The 17235-nt window shown below is 57.0% G+C and carries 21 protein-coding genes, 2 tRNA genes and 3 pseudogenes; 17 read left to right on the plus strand and 9 right to left on the minus strand.

What is annotated here, in order from left to right:
* Nucleotides 1-18 precede the first annotated feature (18 nt).
* Nucleotides 19-294 (minus strand): hypothetical protein, encoded by a 276-nt coding sequence (locus tag ACNQP3_RS17835; protein ID WP_012273158.1) that lies wholly within the window; start codon nucleotides 292-294, stop codon nucleotides 19-21.
* Nucleotides 295-495: 201 nt separating this feature from the next.
* Between ACNQP3_RS17835 and ACNQP3_RS17840 the strand changes: the two genes are divergently transcribed.
* Nucleotides 496-580: transfer RNA gene (locus tag ACNQP3_RS17840), tRNA-Leu, on the plus strand.
* A gap of 103 nt (nucleotides 581-683) precedes the next feature.
* Nucleotides 684-1097: a DoxX family protein gene (locus tag ACNQP3_RS17845; RefSeq protein WP_264316297.1), complete on the plus strand. Its 414-nt coding sequence runs from the start codon at nucleotides 684-686 to the stop codon at nucleotides 1095-1097.
* Between the two features lies 1 nt (nucleotide 1098).
* On the opposite strand, the gene ACNQP3_RS17850 is transcribed toward ACNQP3_RS17845, so the two are convergent.
* Nucleotides 1099-1296: a hypothetical protein gene (locus ACNQP3_RS17850; protein ID WP_012273160.1), complete on the minus strand. Its 198-nt coding sequence runs from the start codon at nucleotides 1294-1296 to the stop codon at nucleotides 1099-1101.
* Nucleotides 1297-1737: 441 nt separating this feature from the next.
* Between ACNQP3_RS17850 and adhP the strand changes: the two genes are divergently transcribed.
* The 4 genes from adhP to ACNQP3_RS17870 all read left to right on the plus strand — a co-directional run bounded on the left by adhP (nucleotide 1738) and on the right by ACNQP3_RS17870 (nucleotide 4941).
* On the plus strand, nucleotides 1738-2748 hold the full coding sequence (gene adhP, locus ACNQP3_RS17855) for an alcohol dehydrogenase AdhP (RefSeq protein WP_012273161.1): 1011 nt from the start codon (nucleotides 1738-1740) through the stop codon (nucleotides 2746-2748).
* A 91-nt stretch (nucleotides 2749-2839) separates the two neighbouring features.
* Nucleotides 2840-3046: a DUF6434 domain-containing protein gene (locus tag ACNQP3_RS17860; RefSeq protein WP_264316298.1), complete on the plus strand. Its 207-nt coding sequence runs from the start codon at nucleotides 2840-2842 to the stop codon at nucleotides 3044-3046.
* A gap of 272 nt (nucleotides 3047-3318) precedes the next feature.
* Complete coding sequence (locus ACNQP3_RS17865; RefSeq protein ID WP_264316299.1) at nucleotides 3319-3555, plus strand: hypothetical protein; 237 nt, start codon at nucleotides 3319-3321, stop codon at nucleotides 3553-3555.
* 582 nt (nucleotides 3556-4137) lie between these two features.
* Nucleotides 4138-4941, plus strand: a complete 804-nt coding sequence (locus ACNQP3_RS17870; RefSeq protein WP_264316300.1) for a hypothetical protein — start codon at nucleotides 4138-4140, stop codon at nucleotides 4939-4941.
* Between the two features lie 216 nt (nucleotides 4942-5157).
* On the opposite strand, the gene ACNQP3_RS17875 is transcribed toward ACNQP3_RS17870, so the two are convergent.
* Nucleotides 5158-5742: a hypothetical protein gene (locus tag ACNQP3_RS17875; RefSeq protein WP_264316301.1), complete on the minus strand. Its 585-nt coding sequence runs from the start codon at nucleotides 5740-5742 to the stop codon at nucleotides 5158-5160.
* A 409-nt stretch (nucleotides 5743-6151) separates the two neighbouring features.
* Here ACNQP3_RS17875 and ACNQP3_RS17880 point away from each other — a divergent pair, with 409 nt between their 5' ends.
* Together ACNQP3_RS17880 and ACNQP3_RS17885 are read left to right on the plus strand one after the other, a co-directional pair.
* Nucleotides 6152-6415, plus strand: a complete 264-nt coding sequence (locus ACNQP3_RS17880; RefSeq protein ID WP_264316302.1) for a hypothetical protein — start codon at nucleotides 6152-6154, stop codon at nucleotides 6413-6415.
* A 186-nt stretch (nucleotides 6416-6601) separates the two neighbouring features.
* Nucleotides 6602-7455, plus strand: a protein-coding gene (locus ACNQP3_RS17885; protein WP_264316303.1) for an IS5 family transposase whose coding sequence is annotated in 2 segments (ribosomal slippage) — nucleotides 6602-6956 and nucleotides 6956-7455 — 855 coding nt in all. Because the reading frame shifts where the segments join, the coding sequence is not laid out codon by codon here.
* On the opposite strand, the pseudogene ACNQP3_RS17890 reads toward ACNQP3_RS17885, so the two are convergent.
* Nucleotides 7452-7760: pseudogene (locus ACNQP3_RS17890) on the minus strand (hypothetical protein). The gene ACNQP3_RS17885 and the pseudogene ACNQP3_RS17890 overlap by 4 nt on opposite strands.
* Here ACNQP3_RS17890 and ACNQP3_RS17895 point away from each other — a divergent pair.
* A pseudogene (locus ACNQP3_RS17895) lies at nucleotides 7695-7901 on the plus strand (hypothetical protein); the annotation flags it as partial. The pseudogenes ACNQP3_RS17890 and ACNQP3_RS17895 sit on opposite strands and share 66 nt — an antisense overlap.
* A 4-nt stretch (nucleotides 7902-7905) precedes the next feature.
* Here the strand turns inward: ACNQP3_RS17895 and ACNQP3_RS17900 are convergent.
* Nucleotides 7906-8280: a hypothetical protein gene (locus tag ACNQP3_RS17900; protein ID WP_264316304.1), complete on the minus strand. Its 375-nt coding sequence runs from the start codon at nucleotides 8278-8280 to the stop codon at nucleotides 7906-7908.
* A gap of 1318 nt (nucleotides 8281-9598) precedes the next feature.
* Here ACNQP3_RS17900 and ACNQP3_RS17905 point away from each other — a divergent pair.
* The 4 genes and pseudogenes from ACNQP3_RS17905 to ACNQP3_RS17920 form a co-directional block, all read left to right on the plus strand.
* On the plus strand, nucleotides 9599-9961 hold the full coding sequence (locus ACNQP3_RS17905; RefSeq protein WP_264316305.1) for a hypothetical protein: 363 nt from the start codon (nucleotides 9599-9601) through the stop codon (nucleotides 9959-9961).
* Nucleotides 9962-10399: 438 nt separating this feature from the next.
* On the plus strand, nucleotides 10400-10726 hold the full coding sequence (locus ACNQP3_RS17910; protein WP_264316306.1) for a hypothetical protein: 327 nt from the start codon (nucleotides 10400-10402) through the stop codon (nucleotides 10724-10726).
* Nucleotides 10727-10778: 52 nt separating this feature from the next.
* A complete protein-coding gene (locus ACNQP3_RS17915; protein ID WP_264317316.1) occupies nucleotides 10779-10961 on the plus strand; it encodes a hypothetical protein in 183 nt (60 codons plus the stop codon).
* Nucleotides 10946-11230, plus strand: a pseudogene (locus ACNQP3_RS17920) (integrase); the annotation flags it as partial. The gene ACNQP3_RS17915 and the pseudogene ACNQP3_RS17920, both read left to right, overlap by 16 nt.
* A 97-nt stretch (nucleotides 11231-11327) precedes the next feature.
* Here the strand turns inward: ACNQP3_RS17920 and ACNQP3_RS17925 are convergent.
* Nucleotides 11328-11401, minus strand: a tRNA-Cys gene (locus ACNQP3_RS17925).
* 154 nt (nucleotides 11402-11555) lie between these two features.
* On the minus strand, nucleotides 11556-12575 hold the full coding sequence (gene sohB / locus ACNQP3_RS17930; RefSeq protein ID WP_012273163.1) for a protease SohB: 1020 nt from the start codon (nucleotides 12573-12575) through the stop codon (nucleotides 11556-11558).
* Between the two features lie 197 nt (nucleotides 12576-12772).
* Here sohB and ACNQP3_RS17935 point away from each other — a divergent pair, with 197 nt between their 5' ends.
* The 4 genes from ACNQP3_RS17935 to ACNQP3_RS17950 all read left to right on the plus strand — a co-directional run bounded on the left by ACNQP3_RS17935 (nucleotide 12773) and on the right by ACNQP3_RS17950 (nucleotide 15913).
* The gene (locus ACNQP3_RS17935) at nucleotides 12773-13483 is read left to right on the plus strand and encodes a histidine phosphatase family protein (RefSeq protein ID WP_012273164.1); all 711 of its coding nucleotides are present in this window, start codon (nucleotides 12773-12775) and stop codon (nucleotides 13481-13483) included.
* A 56-nt stretch (nucleotides 13484-13539) separates the two neighbouring features.
* Complete coding sequence (locus ACNQP3_RS17940; protein ID WP_012273165.1) at nucleotides 13540-13857, plus strand: SCP2 sterol-binding domain-containing protein; 318 nt, start codon at nucleotides 13540-13542, stop codon at nucleotides 13855-13857.
* Nucleotides 13858-14042: 185 nt separating this feature from the next.
* Complete coding sequence (locus tag ACNQP3_RS17945) at nucleotides 14043-15110, plus strand: phosphotransferase family protein (RefSeq protein WP_012273166.1); 1068 nt, start codon at nucleotides 14043-14045, stop codon at nucleotides 15108-15110.
* 35 nt (nucleotides 15111-15145) lie between these two features.
* A complete protein-coding gene (locus ACNQP3_RS17950; RefSeq protein ID WP_012273167.1) occupies nucleotides 15146-15913 on the plus strand; it encodes an SDR family oxidoreductase in 768 nt (255 codons plus the stop codon).
* Here the strand turns inward: ACNQP3_RS17950 and ACNQP3_RS17955 are convergent, their stop codons facing one another.
* Nucleotides 15914-16735 (minus strand): class I SAM-dependent methyltransferase, encoded by an 822-nt coding sequence (locus tag ACNQP3_RS17955; RefSeq protein ID WP_060515779.1) that lies wholly within the window; start codon nucleotides 16733-16735, stop codon nucleotides 15914-15916.
* Between the two features lie 111 nt (nucleotides 16736-16846).
* Entirely contained in the window at nucleotides 16847-17197 is a 351-nt protein-coding gene (locus tag ACNQP3_RS17960; protein ID WP_060515780.1) for a hypothetical protein, read from the minus strand.
* Nucleotides 17198-17235: the final 38 nt, after the last annotated feature.

The raw sequence follows: 17235 nt of genomic DNA on the forward strand, positions 1-17235 counted from the left end.
CCGTGCGACGACAGGCGGTCAGCGTTCCGTTTCGACCAGCACCGGGCTGATGCGCCGCGGCATGGCCACTCTCAAAAGCCACAGGCCGACCAGCATGATCAAGCCACCGCAGGCCAGGGCCAGAAGACGCTGCTGCTGAGTATGCTCCGCATCGAAGCCCAGCATTAACAAATAACCGCCCAGGCTGAGCAGGCTGATGTAAAGAAACGCACCCAGCACGACCACCAGGGCGAACAACAGTCGCCAGAATAACCGTGGACGCACGATACGCTCGCCAGCTTGGCGCTGAGTCATCGCTGAACACTCTTGGATCCAATAAAGAGGCAACAGTGGCGTAATGACAGCAAGGTGTCAATTGCCCATTCGATCGCCCCTTCTTTCTGATGATCTTAGGTGCTGCAGTTGACTCAACTATAACGATGGGTTATAAAGCGCGCTTGATTGCGAAGCCCTTCTGCCTGGAAGCGAGCTGGTCGTTGCGACCCCTTCAAGCGTGCGAGTGTGGTGGAATTGGTATACACAGCAGACTTAAAATCTGTCGGCGTGAGCCTTGCGGGTTCGAGTCCCGCCACTCGCACCAAATTTCGTTGAAAAGGCGCCCTTGCGGCGCCTTTTTGCTGCCTGCCAGCAATGTGTTACGCAGCTGCTAGAGTGGAGCTAGTACCCTCTACTGGAACGCCGCCATGCGCTACTCCCTGTTCGATGGTCAACGTGACATCATCATGCTCATCGCCCGCATACTGCTGATGATCCTGTTCGTCTTGTCAGGCTGGGCCAAGCTGACCGGCTTCGATGGCACGGTCGGCTACATGACCTCGCTGGGCGCCCCTGCCCCGATGCTGGCGGCAGCGATTGCCGTCATCATGGAGTTCGTCGTCGCCATCCTGCTGATCCTCGGCTTCTACACGCGGCCGCTGGCGTTTCTGTTCGCGCTGTTCGTGCTGGGCACGGCGCTGCTCGGCCACCCGTTCTGGAACATGGTCGACCCCGAACGCAGCGCCAACATGACTCAGTTTCTGAAGAACATGGCCATCATGGGCGGCCTGCTGCTGCTGGCGGTCAGCGGCCCAGGGCGCTTCTCGGTGGACGGTCGCTGACTCAGTCGTCGTCGCAATCATCGAACCAAGCTGGGTGATCGCGCTCTTCGTCATCGAGGTCATCCAGCGTTTCCTCGTCTTCTTCCACCTCATCCTCGGCGCCCTGGGCATCTGCCTCGTGCTCCACATCGTCGTAGAGAAATTCGTGGTCGAGCAGGTGATCGTGCTCGGGTTCGTGCAGGTCGTCTTCGTCGTGCATGCTGGCTCCAAGGGTTATGGCACGCCTATATAGGCTGATCAGGATGTCGGGTCAATGCGTTGTCGCTTAATCCTGGGTTAACCGGCCAGGCGCAGCCTGCAGGCTCTCCCTTCAAACGTCTTTGCCCGCCTGTCATGGCGGGCTTTTTTATGGCGAAGCAAACTTCGGCCCAGAGGATGACAGCCTCATGACCTGACCTTCACGAAATGTCGACATCCGCATGGGCACACTGATCCTGCTCCGTACGTTCTTGCAGCCCGCCGCATCATTGCCGCGGGCTTTTCTTTTTTTTGACGAAGGGCTTGCGCCCCCTCCCCGCTACTGCAGTTTGCTCAAGGCAACTGCCCATCCCATGACCTGAAGCAGTTTTGCCCGGCCAGGCAAGGTCTATGCTGTTCCAGCGATAACCCAAGCTCACATCGGATAGACACGGAGGCTCTTATGAAAGCTGCTGTTGTTGCACCAGGCCGGCGCGTGGACGTGGTAGAGAAAACCCTGCGCCCCCTCCAGCACGGCGAAGCGCTGCTGAAGATGCAATGCTGCGGTGTGTGCCACACCGACCTGCACGTGAAAAATGGCGACTTCGGTGACAAGACCGGTGTAGTACTGGGCCACGAAGGCATTGGCGTAGTCCAGGAAGTTGGCCCCGGCGTCACCTCGCTCAAGCCAGGCGACCGCGCCAGCGTTGCCTGGTTCTATCAAGGTTGCGGGCATTGCGAGTACTGCAATAGCGGCAACGAAACCCTGTGCCGCGAAGTGAAGAACTCCGGCTATACCGTGGACGGCGGCATGGCCGAGGCTTGCATCGTACAAGCCGACTATTCGGTCAAAGTACCCGACGGCCTCGACTCCGCTGCCGCCAGCAGCATTACCTGCGCCGGCGTCACAACCTACAAGGCGGTGAAAATCTCCAACATCCGCCCCGGGCAATGGATCGCCATCTACGGCCTCGGCGGCCTGGGCAACCTGGCCCTGCAATATGCCAAGAACGTATTCAACGCCAAAGTGATCGCCATCGACGTCAACGAAGAGCAACTGCGCTTCGCCAGCGAGATGGGCGCGGACCTGGTCGTCAACCCACTCAACGAAGACGCCGCGAAGGTTATCCAGGCCAAGACCGGTGGCGCCCACGCTGCCGTGGTTACCGCCGTGGCCAAAGGCGCCTTCAACTCGGCCGTCGATGCCTTGCGCGCTGGCGGGCGACTGGTTGCCGTCGGGCTGCCGTCGGAATCCATGGACCTGAACATTCCCCGCCTGGTGCTGGATGGGATCGAAGTGGTGGGCTCGCTGGTAGGTACACGCCAGGACCTGCAGGAGGCGTTCCAGTTTGCCGCTGAAGGCAAAGTGGTACCCAAGGTGACCCTGCGGCCGATCGAGGATATCAACCAGATCTTTGACGAGATGCTGGAGGGCAAGATCAAAGGGCGCATGGTGATCCAGTTCGAAGGTTGATAGCCTAAAGGCAGATCATTTCGAACATACACAAAGCCCGTAGATGATCATCTACGGGCTTTTTGCCTTCTCTGTAGTCAAGGAACAGACCATGAGTTTCGATTGGCATGCCGGGCCGATAACCCGCACCACTGTGCTCGACAAACATTACCGCAACACGCAGAAGGTGCGTCAGTTTCTGCTCAGCGAGTGTGGGCCGGCGTTCAGGTTCGACCGCACCTTCATGGCCTGGATCAAGAGTGGCACGCCGTTGACCATGGGCGACGTGGCGGACGAATGGCTGCGTACCCATCGGTGAGCGCCAACTTCGGGCGTCAGCAGGCAGCCATGCGCTGTCCTACGATCGGATTCGGCAGCCGCTTCTTTCAGTATCTTGTCCAACGATTCAACCATGCTGGAATAATCCATTCCCTGACTCCGTCGTTGGTGAGTTACGTTCAACGATAGCTTGCAAAGGTTTCAGAAATGCTGGAGGAAATGCCTAGGTACAAAAGCACGCTCATCTCTGGTGATGACAAATGATCGGGGCACGAGGTTCAAAGAAAACCGCTCATCTTTCGAGGGACGCACATGGCGATTCGCAGCCTGGCCAAAAATCTCCCACCTGACCCAGGCAATCCAGGCTGGGTGCTTGGATGGGGCGTGCTACGCGACCGGCACCCATGGCATTTTGTCGACGTGTTTGCCGATCAGCACACTGCCAAGGTCGAGGCAGAGCGCCGCGGCGCTAGCTACGTGGTCGAGTACGGATCGCACCGGCTTGGGTCGAATGAATTCGTCTGCGGGGCAAGCTTACCCGAGGGCTAGCCAGTCAACGTGTTACACATGAAAAACGGATGCTAACAAGCTGGCCTACAAGGATCCACAGGCATTCGAGGCGGACACAGCGGCTTTTCCAACGGGCAAATAAAAACCCCGCAGACGTTAATCTGCGGGGCTTTCGAATGGTGGAGGCCGAGGTCGGAATCGAACCGGCGTAGACGGATTTGTAATCCGAGCTGCGTTTCCTTGTATTTCAATAACTTACGAAAAAATTTGTTCCGCATAGACGCATTTCCACTTCGGCTGCAGCCCTTTAAAATCAAGGGGTACATCAGGAGTTGCGGAACTGAAAATGGTTGCTTTCGACCCAAAGTGAATATAGCTGGAGAGACAGGCCAGGAAGCAGATCTGGGCTATGCAGTAGCACCGATCTGGCGCATGGTGTGCCCCAAATTTTGATCAGAGCGACAAAGCTTCGCACGGCTGCTCATTCTCGCTGACACCAGCCCTAACCCTCTGTAAGACCTATTCAACTCTTGCACCCGCCAGCACACTCCCCCTGCCCTAGGGTAATCGGGGATACAATCCTCCCAATAAACCTTATCAGCAGCTGAGCGGGAGCACCCAATGACCAAAAGCTACTCGACGGACAGCCTGGATCACGAACTTTCCGAGACCTGCAGAAGCGCCTGCGCCGATTATCTCAAGTACCTGGACACACTCCTCGTCCCAGTTTTTAAAGAGCTGAGAAGCACCTCTGACAAGCGCAACCTGAAGTTGCATCAAGTTATTGGAGCCAATCTCTGCGCCGCACACGCCATCGACTACATCATCGCTATCCGGCAGGCGCTCGGAATGAAGGAGCCTCGAGGAGCTCTACTCAAAGTCTTTGATACTGAATACGCAATAGCTGGCAGTCGAATCAAGGAAGGCAAAATGCCCCTGGTGGACGCGGTAAACAACGCCATGAAACACATACGCATTGAGCCGAAGCGTTACAAAAGCTTAATACAGCAGTATGGTCAGGTCAGCTTTGAGTGCCTAGTCGAGCACGAAGGGAGAATACTTTGCCTTCTGGATGGATTTCGATTTGATTACGTCCGAGTTGTGCTTCTTCCCGTCCTGGAAGCGCTATGCGCATGGCACTTCGAAGGCGAGGAGGAAGTTGCGGAGTTCGCCCGAGGTGGCATGAACGATATGGATTTCGGAGTTTACTCCGGGGACGATGATGATGACCCGATCGATGCCCTGATCAACGCTTGCAATCCCACCTGCATCAACTGCGACGAGAGCGAAGAGGATTGCCATTGTGCGGAGTACGTTTTTTCTGGCGAAAAAGGGGAGTTCGAAGCCCGGTTTGCGACCAGTACAGAACTGGACTCCCTCCTATCCGCAGTCTCAGGCGCCTACCGACGAGACAGGCTTATCTGAAGCAATCGCCGTTAGACTCGAGATTGGCAACGGTTTTCAAGACCGTACCATGAACGCTTAGTACTTGCGGGGTCAACGGTGAAATCGATTCCAAAACAATGACGAAACGGCAAGGCTACAGGCCGCGCACCGCAAGGCTCGCCGTTTCAGTTTTGAAATCGATTATCGCCTTAATTGAGCCTCATCGCTTGGCCTATCGAAGGCCGGCAAGCGGATTTACACTCGACAGTTACTTTTGAGGTTCTGCAGTTCTCTCCTCTCTAAGGAGTGATCACCAGGCGTCGAAATTTTCTTCTCAAGCAGATACATATTTACAGCAGCATCGATCAACCCGTCGACAACAGTAGAGTTTTGATTAATATTATACTTATCATCACTTAAATATAGAGCATGATACTTAAACTGACCCCTAATCGTTTCGCACCACCCACGCTCACTCTTAAGCTCATCATTCCCCAGAATCTCCTCCGCCGCAAAAACTAAAAACCCGACATAGTTCTCATATCTTTCAAGATCTTCACCAGACTTAAAAGTTTTATATACTGGACTCTCAAGCGGATAAGATGCCGCAGAAAGCCTAGGATTAGCAAACGCCATCTCCAAATAGCTCTTATACAAATCCTTAACGGAAGAAACCCTTGACTCTTCTAGTTGATTATTTGCAACGACTGCCGCGCCAACCGCAACAATCATTGTAGCAAAACTAGATATTGCGGAAGCTCGTGAATATCGCCCATTGCAAAAATTAAACACAACAAAAGAAGCAAAAGTTACAGCAAAAATACAAATTACGACCAACATCCAGCCACCTTAGCTCAATCAAATCAAAACAATAAATTGGCGCTACCATTCAACAGCCCCAAAATTTAAGCGTGCATTCCCACACCAAATAACAATACCTGATTACACAAGCCACTCGCTAGTAGCTTGCCATCTAACGGCAGTACTAGTTATCTCCCGGCGCGTCGAAAAATACCATAGGGCGGACGCGGCAGCCTTCCCTGTGGTGGCGGTGGCGGTGGCGGATGATGCAGCGGGAAAAATTAGTAGAGTTCAGCCATACTCCAGAGATGTTTTGCTCGTTTTGAAGAGTTCCTGAAAGTTAGGAAAGCCCGTATTTACGGGCCTTGCAGCCCTCCCTGCCACACTGCATCCCCCTCAAAAACACAGCCATTGGTACAGAAATTGGTACGAGCTGGAGGAACCCAATTTGAAAGTTCTCTCATCTGAAGCCGCCCAGGAAATCGTCGAGTCAGCATTCGCCCCATTCGAGTACGCGGTCCAGTTCACCAAGTACAAGGAAAGCTTGGGTTTCCAGGCTAAGGATTCCGATGGAACCCCTCTTACCACCAGAGAGGGCCTGGGCAAGACTGTGTACCGAGACCCACAGGAACTCACACTAGACATTGAACTGGCTCGGGATGACCTGACCAAGCGAGGTTTTTCTCTTGAGCCGTGGATGCCGCCGGCCTGAATAACTTCCAGTACTGCAGCAGTAGTGCGAGAAGGGAACGTCAGGCCGCGCCGTTAGCGGCCTGCGAGTCGCATCTGTCTAATACGGTTCTACTAGGCTCTGTATGAAAACCTTTGAAATGTCGCCAGCGACTCTGGAGGCCCGATTTTCCGTAGAGTTCTCGCCTTTTAGGCAAAGGATTCTGCCATGCCCAAGCGCTACGAACTTTCCGACGCAGACTGGGATTTAGTCGCTGATCTTTTTACAGCTTATCGACGTACCGGACGCCCAAGAGTCGATGATCGCTTGATGTTGAATGGCGTGTTGTTGGTACTTTGCTCCGGTGCGGCATGGCGAGACATGCCAGAGCGATTCGGCCCTTTGTCCACTGTCTATCAGCGCTTTCGAGATTGGCGAAACCAAGGAATCTTCAACAAGATGCTCAAGCGTCTGCACGTCAAACTCAACGCTCAAGGCTTGATCGACCTGGACACCTGGTGCATTGACTCAACGGCAGTCAAAGCGACCCGGGCCTCCTCTGGGGCAGGCAAAAAAGGGGGGCGGAAGAACCAGCGGACCACGCACTTGGGAGAAGCCGGGGTGGGTTAACAACGAAAATTCACATGGTCTGCGACACTCGAGGTGTGCCGCTGCACTTCATCCTTTCTGGCGGACAAGCCAGCGATATCTCCAACGCCCAACCCTTGCTGGACGGCGTCCACATTCCCACCGAACGAGGCAGGCCGCGTAAGCGATGCCGCAAGTTGATTGCTGACAAGGGCTACGACGCGGAGTCTCTACGGCAGTACTGTGACCGCTATCGCATGCAACCTGTGATTCCCTATCGAGTCATGAAACGCAAACCTAAACCGGGTTTGCCGCGCCTATTCGATAAACCCAAGTATCGGGAACGGAACGTTATCGAGCGGCTGTTTGGCTGGTTGAAAGAGCACCGCCGTCTGGCGACCCGTTACTGCAAGCTCGCGAAAAGCTATGCGGCGATGGTCACGCTGGCCTGCTGGCGGCGGTGTCTAAGACATTACTTTTCGTACAGAACCTAGGACTGCCCATACAGGGCGCCATCCACATCCTCAACCCCGTTGATGTTCATCCCGAGTTGAGCCATGCCATTGACCTTGGCGTCGTGCAATCAAGGGATAATGTCAGGGCTAGGTGCAGGGTTGAACACCCATGCCTGGGTCGCCACTCGGCCCAGCGGCTCGCTGTGGTGGTCACCGATGTGGATGTCGGCACGCAGGGGCTGGATCTTCCCGAGCTGATTTGAAGGGATGGCCACACCCTGTTGGAGCTTATAGAGTGGGCCGGGATCAAGGAACAGGGCGAGGCGATGACGCTGATCATTCATCATCTGCATGGCCTTGGCCCTGGCGGTGCGCTGCCGCTTTTGGAATCCCCACGCCACAAAATAACGGTGTTACCAACTGTGGCGCGAAAGCTTGAGAAATTCCGGGCAAGCAAGGCCCTACGGGTCCAATGTAAGGAGTGACTTTTCAGCTAATTGTGTCGGTCGGAATTAAATCTCCAAACCCCCACACTGCTGTTCCGATCAACACGAGCACGACTGAAATTTTTTTGAACAACGTAATCTGGGAGCCATATCGCTCTGGAAGATCAGCAAAGGTTTGTCCGGCGTAACCATTGGGTATAAGGACATCGCTCATACCCTGCGCACCCAGGCTGGACAAATACGCAAATCCAGCCATCACCGCTCCAGATCGCGAAATCCAAGAGCTTGGCGCATCAAACCGATAACAGATTGCAGCAGCAACTATCGGAGTGAGGACTGCCAGAAGGCCCCAACCAAAGAAACTGCGCCTAGCCTTCTGTAATGGCCGCTCATACAGATCGAGATTCAAATTTTCCAAATTTGCCTACCTAGTCGTTCAGCAAAACTAGTATCAATACCCTATCCAAAACTAAATTACCACCATGCCGCATCCGGCCACAGAGGGAGGCGCATACTTGGAGAATGCCATGAGCTACTTCTACAAAACCGAATCCCCGAAGGTCCTGCCGTCGCGCGCACCTACGGCGATAATGTGTACCTGAACCTTGGCAACAAGGCCGCTGACGGCGATGTCGATGGCCTGGCTGGGATCGTCAGCAGCGAGTACGAGACAGCCCGGCAACATGTTCTCCACGCGCGTAAAGCGGTCTGCCCCTACGGCGCTGTCCGCCCGCGCCCTCCTTCATCATTACTTCGTAGCCGAATTATCAATCCGCTAGGCTGACTGTAATGTAGCGTAGGTCGTTGCAAGCCAAGTAAAGCTTACCGCTCGACCCCAAACCCAAAGTCCCGAACACGAGTGCGTATGCACCAGCAAGATCTTCGGTATCTGCGAGCTTGAACCTATTAGCGAAATGGCTAACCAGGGTAGCGTTTACAACTGTGCTCACGTTGCTTTGTCCACCGCTGTTTAGCCAAACCTCGCCCTGGGAACCAAACCTCGCGTCCGATAACATCCCCCAGAAACCTCGATACTGGCCTACTAAAGGCTTGATCGCTTCGCTGAACGGGACAAAGAAGTCTCTGACTCTAAATTGGCCCGCTGGCAACGCTATGATTTGATCTGAAGTCCGAAACTGGTCTGAAAGCATCAGGTTTTTGAGCAGCGTGCTAAGCCGCCTGTGCATTATGGCCGTCCTACGTCCATTCCCTCCTGTAAACCGCCCACCCCTGCCTGTGGGATCGGTCGGTTCTACCGGATCTACGTGAGTAACTTCATGAGCACCAAAAGCGAAATCGATCTCGATGCGCTCGCCATGGTTGATTCGCTCTTCTTGGGGCAACCCTGACCCCCCACGATATCGAGATTCCACAGCCGCCAGGTCGCAGCCCAATGCGTGGGGCCTAGCGCCAAAACACGCAGCCTGTCCGCTCGTTGATTCTTTCCTAAAAAAAGCCCTTGCACCACATTTGGGGCAAACAAGTAATTGCCTGTACTCCTGAACACGCTTTTCACCAAGCGCCTCAAATGCGGGGGCAGTGTAGGTAATTCCATCCTTCGTACACCGAGCGACATCCATTTTCAAACCTCCCAATACTGAACCCAAAATGATAGCGGCCACTAGCCACCACAGGTCAACCCTATCGCTGGGAGAGTTCTTTACTGGATAAGCTCGCAGGAAGGATCTCGCATTTTCTTAAGAGCCCGATCTGACATCCTCGCATGAGATTTCCCCATGCTCACAGAAAACCGATCCAGCAATACCGAAATGGTCAGCGTGCCGAGGAGGCTGCTTGAGACGATCCGCAGCTTTCACCGGACGCAGCGAGACTCAACTGACCTTGCCCGAGCCAAAGCGCGAGCAGAGCTGATTGATGTCCTGGCGCAACCAGCCTCACAACACCCCGAGCCTATAACCTGGACGGTTGGTACTGACATCTGGTGGACCAAAGAAGAGGCAGAGCGGGATGCGGCAGCGACTGGGCTGCCAATTATTCCGGTCGGGCCGATGACCGATGCAGGTGATATCGGTCTGGCCTGCGAGATGCTCCGCAGGGCCTTGCGGCGCGAGGACAAATGGGATGTTTCTCTGCAGTAGCCGAAAAAAACAGATCTTCGAGCTTCACAGTAAGCTGGCTGACCTGCCAGAGCGGCTGATCTCCGCCATAGAGCGAGAACAGGAGCACTGTTCGCAAGAAGACTACCTGATGGACTCCGACGATTGCATCAAGGTTATCTGTGAGTCCTTGACCGCCATCTGTGTTCTGGTGCCCCAAGATCAACCTTATTAGAGCATCCCCGGCACATCCTTCCAGCGACTGAACGCTCTGGCCAATCAGGGCGAGCAACACAGGCGCACAAATGTACTCAGACCAGCTGTAACCCCTCTCCCCTCTATTCACTGCCGTGATATGGCGGCCAAGGAACGACCGTGCCTGTAGAAAAAACAGCCCTCGACTCCATCGATCTGGACGCCCTGCATGTCGCAGCCAAGGCCGCTGCCGAGGATGTGATCTGCTCCTAGGGCTGGAAGGGCATGATCGACAACTTTTCCTTGCTCGGCACGGACGAGCGCTATCTGGAGCTCGCTGATCCTGCTGTTGTGTCTGTCCTAATCGAAGAAATCAAAACCCTGCGCGGCAACTCCGACGCGGCTGTCACGTGGATTAAGGAGCTGAACCTATTGTTTGGTCGTTACCTGCTCGGCGTGCGCGTCGCGGTGATCAGTGGCAGAACGGCCGAGGCGCTGAAGCTGAGATGGAGTGGATATGGAATGGTCTTGCCGGCCCCAGCGAACTGCCACCAGAAAACGAGACTCAGGCCTACTTCGACCGCGAGGTTGTGCCAATCGAGGCCGGCCTAGAGGAGGTGTATACCCTGCTCAAGCAGCGGCGCGCAGCCAGGCAGGTGCAGCCATGACCCGCCTCGCCCTCTGCCTCCTGCTGCTGGCCACCGGCGCCAGCGCAACCGAACTTCCAAAAAGCATTCAAGCTTTCAACGACGATGAGCGCGGCGCCACATGCTGGACTATCCACACCTTTACGGCTCAGGGATTCACTGCATCCCCGACAGCCACCTCTAGCCGCTCTTCATCCTGAACAGCAATGGCAAGCGATTGTCGCGGGAGATGCTGCGCAACCGCTGGCAGGACGCCAGAGAGTCGGCGCGGGTAAAGGCAATAGGTAATAAGCAACCGGAACTAGCTAACCGAATTGCTCAATTCCAGTTCAGAGATATACGCCCCAAAGCAGCATCCGAGATCAGTGACCTGACCGACGCAAGCTTGCTACTTTGCCACTCGAAAGAAGGAATCACCGAGCGCGTTTACCGCCGAGTTGGCGCCATCACCAAGCCATCAAAAGGCTGAAGTTTCGGAACTCCATGCCTTTAGTTTCGGAACTCATGGCTTTTTCGAGGCACAAATAAAAGCCCCGCAGACGTTAATCTGCGGGGCTTTCGAATGGTGGAGGCCGAGGTCGGAATCGAACCGGCGTAGACGGATTTGCAATCCGGAGCATAACCACTTTGCTACTCGGCCTCAAAGGTCGGATCTAGCTGCTTGCGCTTTGCTATCTCCTTGAAACGCTGAACCTTTTTCAAAGTTTGCTGCGTTTCGATGGGCGCCATTATGTCTTCATTCCTTTAACCTTGCAACCCCCTGAACGAAAAAAAATTTCAACGGGTTCAAGGTGTTAGCGCAGGCGGCCGAGTTTACTCCACAAGCCCACCAGCGTGTTCTCCACGGTGCCGCTGGCGGCCATGCCAATTCGCTCCTGCAAGCTCTTGCGCTCGGCATAATGCAGGTGGAACAGGTTGGCGTTGCGCGCACGCTCGCTCAGGTACTCGTCGCTGGTCTGCAATTCGTCTACCAGCTTGCGGTTGAGTGCCGCCACGCCCAGCCAGACTTCTCCGGTGGCCACTTCGTCGATGTGCAACTGCGGTCGATAGCGGGCGACGAAGTCCTTGAACAGCTGGTGAGTGATATCCAGGTCTTCCTGGAACTTCTCCCGGCCCTTCTCGGTGTTTTCACCAAACACGGTCAAGGTGCGCTTGTACTCGCCAGCGGTCAGCACTTCAAAGTCGATGTCGTGCTTCTTCAGCAGGCGATTGACGTTGGGCAGTTGCGCCACCACGCCGATCGAACCGAGCACGGCGAATGGCGCGCTGACGATCTTCTCGCCGATGCAGGCCATCATGTAACCGCCGCTGGCGGCCACCTTGTCGATGCACACGGTCAGCGGTATGCCCGCCTGACGAATACGCGCCAGCTGCGATGCAGCCAGGCCGTAGCTATGCACCAGGCCGCCGCCGCTTTCCAGGCGTAGCACCACTTCGTCCCGCGGGGTGGCGAGGGTCAACAGCGCGGTGATTTCGTTGCGCAGGCTTTCAGTGGCCGAGGCCTTGATGTCGCCATCGAAGTCCAACACGAAAACCCGGCCCTTGTCCTCGGCCTTGCCCTTCTTCTGCTGTTTTTCCGCCTTGGCCTGTTGCTTGCGCAGGGCCTTGAGCTGGGCCTTGTCGAGCAGGCCGGACTCCAGCCGCTCGCGCAAATCCTTGTAGAACTCGTTCAGGCGGGTGACCTGCAATTGCCCACCTGGTTTGCGCCGCCCTTTGCCACGCAGCCCGGCGATGGCCGACAGCACCACGAGGATGGCGATGACCAGGGTGGCGGTTTTAGCGAGAAAGCTTGCGTATTCGGCAAGAAACTCCACGTTGACTCCTTGAATGCCTGCGCCAATGCGGCGCGTAACTGTTGCAAGCATACCGTTGCGTCTGTAGTGCTGCCAGCCGGTGTAAACGCTGGCAACATCTTTCAAACAACCTTTTCAAACGCTTGTATGTTTTTTCGTTGACAGCCTGAGTGCCGCATCCTAACCTCGCAGCAACCTCCAACAGGCCGGAACCTTTCGTGGGCAACCTCTACCTGATCCGACATGGCCAAGCCTCCTTCGGTGCCGATGACTACGACGTCCTCTCGCCCGTGGGCGTGCGCCAAAGCCAGGCCCTGGGTGAACACCTGGCCCAGTTGGGTATACGGCTGGATCGCTGCGTAGCAGGCGACCTGCGCCGCCAACAGGATACCGCCCGCCTGGCGCTGCAGGCACTGCACGCCAATGGTTGCCCAGTGCCGGCTGTTGAGACCGACGCCGCATTCAATGAGTTCGATGCCGACGGCGTGATCCGTGCCCTATTGCCCGCACTGTTGCCGGACGAGCCTAATGCCTTGCAGGTACTGCGCAATGCCGCGCAGCACCGCAGCGAGTTCCAGCGCCTGTTCGCGCTGATGGTCCAGCGCTGGCACGATGGCGAACATGTCGACGATGGCCTGGAAACCTGGCAGGCGTTCACCGCCCGCGTTCAAGGTGGCCTGCAACGCGTACTGGATGCCGCCGGCAGCGGCGACAATATCGCCATCTTCACCTCGGGCGGTACCATTGCCGCCCTGCTCCACCTGGTTACCCGTATCACCCCCAGTCAGGCGTTCACGCTGAACTGGCAGATCATCAACACGTCGCTCAGCCAGTTGAAGTTTCGCGGCCGCGACGTGGCACTGGCTTCCTTCAACAGCCAGGCCCATGTGCAGCTGTTGAAGGCGCCGGAGCTTGTCACTTACCGATAAGCCCGGCTTGTTGTGTCCCTGCGGGGACGTGTAAATCACTCTATAAGGAATGCGCCATGACCTCCGTAGCTGATGCCGTTAAGAAGATGCAAGAGAAGTTCAACCCAGCCGCTGCCGCCGGCCTGGACCTGGTGTTCGGCTTCGACATCACCGACGAAGGCAAGAAATACGCGCTGATCGTCAAAGACGGCACCTGCGACCTGCAGGAAGGCGAAAACCCGGATGCCAACTGCACCCTGGTGATGGACAGCGAAACCCTGAAAGGTATCGTCAGCGGCGAAACCGACGGCATGCAGGCCTTCATGGGCGGCAAGCTGCGCGTTGAAGGCGACATGATGCTGTCGATGAAGCTCAGCGAGCTGTTCCCGTCCTGAAGGCTGGGCAAACCGGATGATCGAAAAACCGAAGCCTGACCGGCTTCGGTTTTTTTTTGCCCTGCATTCGATGCAGTGATCCACCAGCAACACCCTCATCTATATGGCAACTGGCATGCTTGTTCCAGCCTCGGCAGGCCATTAGATTAGCCAATAGTCCTTGCGATCGAAAATAAGGAAAACGCATGACGCTCACCGACCAGTCCACCCAGGTACGCCCCGGCGAAGAACTCGACGCGGCCGTCATCGCCCCTTATCTGAAGGCCAACATCCCTGGCCTGGACGGCTTGCCGAGCATCAGCCAGTTCCCTGGCGGCGCCTCCAACCTTACCTACCTTGTCAGCTACCCAGGCCGCGACTTCGTGCTGCGACGACCACCGTTCGGCCAGAAAGCCAAGTCGGCGCACGACATGGGGCGCGAGTTCCGTATCCTCAACCAACTGAACAGCGGCTTCCCCTACTGCCCCAAGGCCTATGTGCACTGCACCGACAGCAGCCTGATCGGCGGCGAGTTCTATGTGATGGAGCGGGTCAAGGGCATCATCCTGCGCTCGGACATCCCGGCCGAACTGAACCTCGACCCCAGCCGTACCGAAGCCCTGTGCAAAAGCTTCATCGACCGCCTGGTCGAGCTGCACCAGGTGGACTACAACGCCTGCGGCCTGGCAGACCTCGGTAAACCGGAAGGCTATGTGCAGCGTCAGATCGAGGGCTGGACCAGCCGCTATGAAAAGGCCCTGACCCCGGATGCGCCGCGCTGGGAAAAGGTCACCGCCTGGCTACAGGAAAAAATGCCCGCCGATCACCCGCGCCCCGGCATCGTGCACAACGACTACCGTTTCGACAACGTGATCCTCGACGCCGACAACCCCATGCGCATCATTGGCGTGCTGGACTGGGAAATGGCCACCCTGGGCGACCCGCTGATGGACCTGGGCAACAGCCTGGCCTATTGGATCGAAGCCGACGACCCAGCGCCGGTGCAACTGATGCGCCGCCAGCCAAGCAACGCGCCGGGCATGCTCAGCCGCCGCCAGTTCGTCGACTACTACGCCGAGCGCGCCGGTATCCGCCTGGACAACTTCGATTACTACTATTGCTATGGCCTGTTCCGCCTGGCGGGCATCGTCCAGCAAATCTACTACCGCTTTTACCACGGCCAGACCCAGGACAAACGTTTCGCCCAGTTCATCCACATGAACCGCTTGCTGGAGCAAATGTCCCTGCAGGTCATCGCCAAGTCCAGCCTCTGAGCACCGCCACGACGACGGATAACAAGGAAAACAGCATGTCCAAGACCCACCTGTTCGACCTCGACGGCAAGATTGCTTTTGTTTCCGGCGCCAGCCGAGGCATCGGCGAGGCCATCGCCCACTTGCTGGCGCAGCAAGGGGCCCACGTGATCGTTTCCAGTCGCAAGCTCGACGGTTGCCAACAGGTGGCCGACGCCATCATCGCCGCCGGCGGCAAGGCCACGGCAGTGGCCTGCCACATTGGTGAACTGGAGCAGATCCAGCAGGTGTTCGCCGGCATTCGCGAACAGTTCGGGCGCCTGGACGTGCTGGTCAACAACGCCGCCACCAACCCGCAGTTCTGTAACGTGCTGGACACCGACCCAGGAGCGTTCCAGAAGACCGTGGACGTGAACATCCGTGGTTACTTCTTCATGTCGGTGGAGGCCGGCAAGCTGATGCGCGAGAACGGCGGCGGCAGCATCATCAACGTGGCGTCGATCAACGGGGTTTCGCCTGGGCTTTTCCAGGGTATCTATTCGGTGACCAAGGCGGCAGTCATCAACATGACCAAGGTGTTCGCCAAAGAATGCGCGCCGTTCGGCATTCGCTGCAACGCCCTGCTGCCTGGCCTGACCGATACCAAGTTCGCTTCGGCACTGGTGAAGAACGACGCCATCCTCAATGCCGCCTTGCAGCAGATCCCGCTCAAGCGCGTGGCCGACCCCAAGGAAATGGCCGGCGCAGTGCTGTACTTGGCCAGCGATGCCTCCAGCTACACCACCGGTACCGCGCTCAATGTCGACGGTGGCTTCCTGTCCTGATCAAGCCTTTACCGCCACCAGGGTGTAGCTCAGGGGCAGGCGTGCGGGCTGCTCGCGCAGGCGATACTCACCGTCGTCGCCCTTGACCATCTGCCCTGGCAGCGCCTCCCAGGGGATGCTCTGGTGCTCGACCAACGCAGTCAGCTGCAGGCCGTGGGCCAGCAAGGCAGTGATCACCTCACCCAAGCCGTGGTTCCATTCGTGGGTTTCGGTGTGGGCCAGGCGTTGCTCGGTTTCGACGTAGGTCTGGTCGTTGTGCCACACCGTCGGCGCTTCGTGCTCGAAGTACGAGTATTCCAGCTGCAGTCGGTCCTGGTGGTCTTCGTTGACAGCCATCAACATTGGGTGCCCATCGCGCAAGAACAGCCGCCCGCCCGGTTTGAGCAGGGCTGCGACGGTGCGTGCCCATGGCTCGATGCGGGGCAGCCAGCAGAGCGCGCCAATGCCGGTATAGACCAGGTCGAAAGTACCTGCCGGCAGTACCTGGTCGGCGGCATAGACGTCGGATTCGACATAGTCGATGGGCACCGCGCAACGCCCGGCCAATGCCCGCGCCTCGGCCAGCGAAGCCGCGGAGTAATCCAGGCCGCAAACCTTGGCACCAAGGCGCGCCAGCGAGAGCGTGTCGGTGCCGATGTGGCACTGCAGGTGGACAGCGTCGAGCCCCTCGATATCGCCGAGCAATGGCAGGTCGAAGCGCACGGTTTCAGACAGGTGCCCAGGTTGCTGGACCAGGCGTTCGACTTCATAGTCCTTCGACGCGGCGTGCAGCGGGGCACGTTCGTCCCAGCTGACGCGGTTGAGTTGCAGTGAACGGTCCATGGTGTCTTCCTTGAGTGGTAGCGGCTCATGCTAGCCGTCACCTGCACCTCCAGGACACCACTGCCTTGCTAAAAATTGTAAAAGTCGTTCTCGCAGAATCGGTTCAAGCCGTTACAAACAGGTCGCCGCAGCCGCCCGCCGCTGCAATGCCACCCCGTCGTTCTTCTGCGCGTAGTAATCCACCCTCGCCCCACCCGCCTGCGGGTAAACGTCCACGAACGCCTCGGCCTCACGGGTATACACAGTGAACCCACCCTGCTTGCGCGGCTCCAGGTAGCCACTGGCGTCGTCACCGAACACCTTCTCTTCCTGCCAGCTGAACTGGATGCACTGGGCAACCAACTCTGGCGCCTTGTGCGAGTCGAGCTGCGCCATCGGCTTGCCGCCGCGTGCCGTCTCCATGGTCGCAGAAGCACAACCGACCAGCATCAGCGCCGCGGCCATCGGCAGAATCGCACGCATGTTCCATCCTCAAGGTAAAAAAGAAGGCGACTCTAGCA

Origin of the sequence: Pseudomonas sp. LFS074 (assembly GCF_047978165.1) — a bacterium.
GTDB lineage: Bacteria > Pseudomonadota > Gammaproteobacteria > Pseudomonadales > Pseudomonadaceae > Aquipseudomonas > Aquipseudomonas putida_P.